The organism is Hydrogenophilus islandicus, from assembly GCF_054657095.1.
In genome coordinates this window covers 1-6,693 of record NZ_BAAHXE010000050.1, presented here as the reverse complement: position 1 = coordinate 6,693, position 6,693 = coordinate 1, and the positions used below count along the sequence as shown (strand labels likewise).

Below are 6,693 nucleotides of genomic sequence, written 5' to 3'. Positions count from 1 at the left end.
TTAAGCGAATTGCACGACTTAACCCCAGTAAGTCGGAAGTACCATTAGCGCAGCGGGACGGTCGAGCCGTTTTCCTACCCATGGAGCGTGTTGGATCAGATGGACGATTCGAGGCATCGGAGGTACGCCCCATTTCGGATCTGTGGAACGGGTTCACCTACTTTCGGCGGGGCGACGTTATTGTCGCGAAAATCACACCGTGCTTTGAGAACGGCAAGGGGGCTTGCCTTGAGAATCTACCGACAGCCATCGGGTTCGGCTCGACCGAATTTCACGTCATCCGGCCTTCCAAAGCGATTGTTTCGGCCTATCTTTATCGCGTCACCACGCTTTCAGAATTCCGGCGGCTTGGCGCCGATGAGATGACTGGTGCAGCAGGACAACAGCGTGTCCCTGTCGAGTTTTTAGCAAACTTCCCGATCCCAATTCCTCCCCTCCCCGAACAAACCGCGATCGTCGAGTACCTCGACGCGCAGACAGCAAAAATCGACACCGCCACCGCCGCCCTCCGCCGCGAAATCGAGCTCCTGCGCGAATACCGCGAGCGGGTGATTGCCGACGTGGTCACTGGCAAAGTGGACGTGCGCGAAGTGGCGGCGCAGTTGCCGGAGGAGCCGCCCGAAGAGGAGAGCGACGGGCCAGAGCCATCGGACGAAGCTGAGACGTTTGCAAGCGACAGTGAAGAGGAAGAGGGCACAGACCTTGACGCTACAGCTTAGGGAGCAGAATCGTGAGTCCAGTGCCCCAGCGACCGCAGATTTACCATATCACTCATGTGGAGAATTTGCCATCCATTATCCGAGCAGGCGGACTCTGGTCCGATGTGAAAATGATGGAGCAAGGCGGACCGATGGCATCGATCGGCATGAACACCATCAAGGTGCGACGGCTCAATCTGCCGGTAAAGTGCCATCCAGGGGACCGAGTGGGGGATTATGTGCCCTTTTATTTCTGCCCGCGTTCGGTTATGCTGTATGTGATCCACTGTGCCAACCATCCTGAGCTCAGTTACCATGGCGGGCAGGATCCGATCGTGCATCTGGAGGCAGACTTGAAGGATGTACTCGACTGGGCCGAGTCGGAAGGGAGGCGCTGGGCCTTTAGCCTCTCCAACGCCGGAGCGGTTTACGCCGAATTCCGCAACCGACCAGAGCAACTCGACGAGATCGACTGGGAGGCGGTGGCGGCAACCGACTTTCGTAATCCAGCGGTCAAAGAGGGCAAGCAAGCTGAATTCCTGGTGCACGAGTTTTTCCCGTGGCGGTTGGTGCGACGTATCGGGGTGCGCTCGCCGATGACCTATCGCCGAGCAGCGCAGGTGTTAGCACCTGCGCAGCACAAACCGCCTCTTGAAGTAATCCCGAATTGGTATTTTTGAGGACTCGCGCAATGATTCACTACGTCCGCGGAGACATTCTCAAGGCTGACACCGATGCCTTAGTCAACAGCGTCAATTGCGTGGGGGTGATGGGGCGCGGCATCGCGCTGCAGTTCAAGGAGGCGTTCCCCGATAACTTCAAGGCGTATGCCGCCGCCTGCCGCCGCGGTGAGGTTCAGCCGGGCCGCCTCTTTGTCTTCGAGACGGGCCGTCTCACACCGCCGCGCTACATCATTAACTTCCCCACCAAGCGGCACTGGCGTGGCAAGAGCCGGATCGAAGATATCGAGGCTGGGCTCGCCGCGTTGGTAGAGGAGATCCGTTCTCGCCACATCCGCTCCATCGCCATCCCGCCCCTAGGTAGCGGGCTGGGCGGACTCGAGTGGACGGAAGTACGGCGGCGCATCGAGAGGTCCCTCGAGGACTTGCCCGACGTCGAGGTGATCGTCTTTGAGCCAGGATACGGCGTGCCCGACCACCGCCCCAACCGTTCGACATCCCCCCCCACGATGACGGCCGGCCGCGCCGCGCTGATCTATCTGATGAACCGTTATCTCGCCGCGCTCCTTGACCCGACTGTCACCCTGCTGGAGGTGCATAAACTGATGTACTTCCTGCAAGAGGCGGGCGAACCGCTGCGCCTCCGTTACGTCAAGGCGCCTTACGGCCCCTATGCCGAGAACTTGCGCCACGTGCTGCGAACGCTAGAAGGCCATCTGATCGCGGGTTATACCGACGGCGGGGATGCTCCGGAGAGACCCTTGCAGCTCGTTCCCGGGGCGGTGCGGGACGCCGAAACCTTTCTCGCCTCCCAGCCGACAACCCTCCAGCGCTCTGAGCGGGTCGTGCAGCTCGTGGAGGGGTACGAGACGCCGTTTGGCCTGGAGCTGCTCGCTACTGTGCATTGGGTGGCCGTGAAGGAGGGTGCTCAGGAAATAGAGGAGATCGTGGAAAGGGTCCGCTCCTGGAACCAGCGCAAGAGGCAGTTTACTCCCGCTCAGATCGAACTTGCCGCTGAACGGTTGCGCGAGCAGGGGTGGATCGAGCGATGAATTCGCCGCAATCGAAGGGAGCGAGGAGACGCCATGGTGACGCATCCCACCAACACCAGCGAAGCCGGGCTTGAGACGCTCATCTGCCGGGCGCTCACCGGCAGCGACTGTACCCCACGGGCTGCCAGTACCCCGGCGGTCGTTGCCGAGCCTGCCGCCCGCTACGGCGGAAGTGGTTGGCTCCCCGGCGATCCGGCCGACTACGACCGCGACTTCTGCGTCGATCTGGCCAAGCTTACCGCCTTTCTGCGCGCCACCCAACCCGAAGTGGCCGAGACGCTCGATCTCGACCACGATAGCCCCACGCGGCGGAAGTTTCTGGCACGGCTCCAGGGCGAGGTGAGCAAGCGTGGGGTGGTGGACGTGTTGCGTCACGGCATCCACCACGGGCCGCACCACATCGCCCTCTTCTACGGTACCCCCTCTCCCGGTAACGACCAGGCTCGGGCGCTCTATGCGCAGAATCGCTTCACCGTCACGCGCCAGCTCCGCTACAGCCGCGACGAGACGCACCGGGCGCTCGATCTGGTGCTCTTTGTCAATGGGCTACCGCTCTTCACCTTCGAGCTCAAAAACCGCCTCACCAAACAGACGGTGCACGACGCGATCGAACAGTACAAGCGTGACCGCGACCCCCGCGAACCCCTCTTCGAGATTGGGCGTTGTGTCGCCCACTTTGCGGTGGACGACAGCGAGGTGTGGTTCTGCACCCACTTGCAAGGGAAAGCGTCGTGGTTTCTGCCCTTCAACAAGGGGTGGAACGACGGCGCAGGCAATCCCCCCAATCCGCACGGCCTCAAGACCGACTACCTGTGGCGGGAAATTTTGACCCGTGAGAGCCTCACCGACATCCTCGAAAACTACGCGCAACTGGTGGAGGTGAAAGACCCGAAGAGCGGCAAAAAAGAGCGCCGGCAGATCTTCCCCCGCTACCACCAGCTCGACGTGGTGCGCAAGCTCCTTGCGGACGCGCGGGCACATGGCGCCGGGCGGCGCTACCTCATCCAACATTCGGCAGGGAGCGGCAAGTCGAACTCGATCGCCTGGCTCGCCCACCAGCTGATTGGGCTCACCCAAGAGGGTAAGCCCCTCTTCGACTCGGTCATCGTCGTCACCGACCGGCGGGTGCTCGACCAGCAGATCCGCGACACCGTCAAGCAGTTCGCCCAGGTAAGCGCCACCGTGGGCCACGCGGAGCGTTCTGGGGATCTAAGGCGCTTTATCGAAAGTGGCAAGAAGATCATCATCACGACGCTCCAGAAGTTCCCCTTTGTCCTCGACGAGATCGGCAGCGACCACCGCGGGCGGCGCTTTGCGATCCTCATCGACGAGGCCCACTCGAGCCAGGGCGGACGCACCGCGGCGAAGATGAACGCAGCGCTCGCTGCGGTGGGCGCTGAAGAGGACGAAACCTTTGAGGACCAGATCAACCGACTGATCGCCGCGCGCAGGCTCCTTCCCAACGCGAGCTACTTCGCCTTCACCGCCACCCCCAAAAACAAGACGCTCGAGCTCTTCGGCATCCCTGATCCCCAACCCGACGGCACCGTCAAACACCGGCCGTTTCACAGCTACACCATGAAGCAGGCGATTCAGGAGGGGTTCATTCTCGATGTGCTCGCCCACTACACGCCAGTGAGAAGCTACTACAAGCTCGTCAAGACGATCGAAGACGACCCCGAGTTCGACGTCAAAAAGGCGCAGAAGAAGCTGCGCCGGTTCGTCGAGGGGCACGACCACGCGATTCGCCTCAAGGCCGAGATCATGGTGGACCACTTCCACGACGAAGTTTTGGCCAAAGGGAAGATCGGCGGTAAAGCGCGGGCGATGGTGGTCACGGGAAGCATCGAACGCGCCATCGCCTACTTCCACGCCTTTCAATCCTACCTCGCCGAGCGCAAAAGCCCCTACCGCGCGATCGTCGCCTTCTCGGGCGAACATGAGTACGGCGGCGTCAAGGTCACCGAGGCGAGCTTGAACGGCTTTCCCTCCAACCAGATCCCCGACAAGATCCGCGAGGAGCCCTACCGGTTTCTGATCTGCGCCGACAAGTTCCAGACCGGCTACGATGAGCCGCTTCTCCACACGATGTATGTGGACAAGGTGCTCTCCGGCATCCAGGCGGTGCAGACCCTCTCGCGCTTGAACCGGGCCCATCCGCAGAAACACGACACCTTCGTTCTCGATTTTGTGAATGACCCCGAAGCGATCCTCGAAGCGTTTGCCCCCTACTACCGGACGACGATACTGGCCGACGAGACCGACCCGAACAGACTCCACGACCTCAAAGACGACCTCGACCGCTACCAAGTCTACGCCCCCGACGATGTGGAGGAGCTCGTCCGACGCTACCTCGCCGGCGCCGACCGCGACCAGCTCGACCCGATCCTCGACGACTCTGTGGCCCTCTATACGACGGAGCTCGACGAAGCGGCGCAAGTCGATTTCAAAAGCAAAGCCAAGGCGTTTCTCCGCACCTACAGCTTCCTCTCTTCCATCCTCCCCTATACCCACGCCGAGTGGGAGAAGCTCTCGATCTTCCTCACCTTCCTGGTGCCGAAATTGCCCGCGCCTCGAGAAGAGGACCTCTCGAAGGGCATCCTCGAAGCGATCGACATGGACAGCTACCGGATTGAAAAGCAGGCGACAATGAAGCTTGCGCTTCCCGACGCCGATGCCGAAATTGGACCTGTGCCGACGACTGGCGGGGGGTACAAGCCTGAACCAGAGCTCGACCGCCTCTCGAACATCATCAAGAGCTTCAACGAACAGTTTGGCAATATCCCCTGGAGCGACGCCGATCGCGTCCATAAACTGATCACCGAAGAGATCCCTGCGCGTGTTGCCGCCGATCCCTTCTATCAGAACGCCTGCAAAAACTCTGACAAACAGAATGCCCGCGTCGAGCACGATCTGGCCCTTCAGCGGGTAATGATGGCGCTCGTCAAAGACCATATCGAGCTCTTTAGGCAGTTCAGCGACAATCCGGCGTTCCGGCGATGGCTGACCGATAAAGTTTTCGAGCTGACCTACTCCGAAGGGAAGAGCGCACGGTAATCACACCGCCCGCTTCGGCGATTTTTCACCCCACCTGCGTCTGCAACCACCACTCCAACACCCCAAGCTGCCACAACTTCGACCCGCGCAGCCGGGTAAAGTGCTCGTTCGGTTGCGCAAGGAGCTTTTCGACGTAGCGCAGGGAGAAGAGGCCACGGCTGCGGGCGGCAGGCGACAGAAGCACCTCGCGCACCTTTTCAAGCACCGCTCCTTGGAGGTACTTGAGCGCCGGCACCGGAAAGTAGCCCTTCGGCCGGTCGATCACCTCGTGCGGCAGGAGCTGCCGGGCGGCGGCTTTGAGCACCCCTTTGCCGCCGTCGGCGAGTTTGTGGCGCGGCGGGATCTTGGCAGCGAGTTCTACCAATTCGTGGTCGAGAAAGGGGACCCGCGCCTCGAGCCCCCACGCCATCGTCATGTTGTCGACCCGTTTGACCGGGTCGTCGACGAGCATCACCGTGGTATCGAGCCGCAGCGCCTTATCCAGAGGCTCCGCCGCGCCCGGCCGCGCAAAGTGGTCGGCGACGAGCCGGTGGGCCCAATCTTCGACGCGCCACTCGGGGTTCACCGCCTCGAGGTATTCATCGTAGTCGCGGTCGCGGTAGACGCCGAGGTAGTCGCCCACCGGGTCGTGACGGTTGGCGATCTTCGGGTACCAGAAGTAGCCGGCGAAGAGCTCGTCGGCCCCTTGGCCGCTCTGCACCACTTTGCTGTGGCGGGAGACCGCCTCCGAAAGGAGGTAGAAGGCGACGCAGTCGTGGCTCATCATCGGTTCGCTCATCGCGGCGATCGCCTCCGGGAGCCGCTTGAGGAGCTCCGTTTCCGGGACGAAGATCTCCTCGTGTTCGGTCCCAAAGGCGCGGGCGACGATCGCGGCGTAAGCGAATTCGTTCCCCTTTTCGTCGCCGACGTCGGTAAAACCGATGGTATAGGTGCGGGGCTTCCCTCCCGCTTCGGCCATCAGCGCGACGATCAGGCTCGAATCGACCCCACCGGAGAGGAGCGCACCAACCGGCACCTCGGCGACCAGCCGCCGGCGCACCGCAACGCGCAACTGCTCGAGGACCCGCTCGGCCCATTCGCCCAATGGCCGCTCCTCTTCCTCGCGACTGCGGGTGAAGTCGAGCTGCCAGAAGGTGCGGCGCGTCTCGCGCCCGTCGGGTTCGATCGTGACGACCGTCGCCGGCGGGATCTTGCGCACCCCTTTAA

At 61.9% G+C, this 6,693-nt stretch carries 5 protein-coding genes; 4 read left to right on the top strand and 1 reads right to left on the bottom strand.

The window, feature by feature from the left end; genetic code table 11:
- Positions 1–80: 80 nt before the first annotated feature.
- The 4 genes from ACYQ6T_RS10365 to ACYQ6T_RS10350 are packed head-to-tail and all read left to right on the top strand — an operon-like array spanning position 81 to position 5,487.
- Positions 81–719: a restriction endonuclease subunit S gene (locus ACYQ6T_RS10365; protein ID WP_459830565.1), complete on the top strand. Its 639-nt coding sequence runs from the start codon at positions 81–83 to the stop codon at positions 717–719.
- Positions 720–730: 11 nt separating this feature from the next.
- Positions 731–1,378 (top strand): type II toxin-antitoxin system toxin DNA ADP-ribosyl transferase DarT, encoded by a 648-nt coding sequence (gene darT, locus ACYQ6T_RS10360; protein WP_459830562.1) that lies wholly within the window; start codon positions 731–733, stop codon positions 1,376–1,378.
- An 11-nt stretch (positions 1,379–1,389) separates the two neighbouring features.
- Positions 1,390–2,430: a type II toxin-antitoxin system antitoxin DNA ADP-ribosyl glycohydrolase DarG gene (gene darG / locus ACYQ6T_RS10355; protein WP_459830560.1), complete on the top strand. Its 1,041-nt coding sequence runs from the start codon at positions 1,390–1,392 to the stop codon at positions 2,428–2,430.
- A 33-nt stretch (positions 2,431–2,463) separates the two neighbouring features.
- Entirely contained in the window at positions 2,464–5,487 is a 3,024-nt protein-coding gene (locus tag ACYQ6T_RS10350) for a type I restriction endonuclease subunit R (protein WP_459830557.1), read from the top strand.
- Between the two features lie 25 nt (positions 5,488–5,512).
- Here ACYQ6T_RS10350 and ACYQ6T_RS10345 read toward each other — a convergent pair.
- Positions 5,513–6,693, bottom strand: a 1,181-nt coding sequence (locus tag ACYQ6T_RS10345) for an N-acetylglutaminylglutamine amidotransferase (protein WP_459830555.1), incomplete at its 5' end; no start/stop codon positions are given.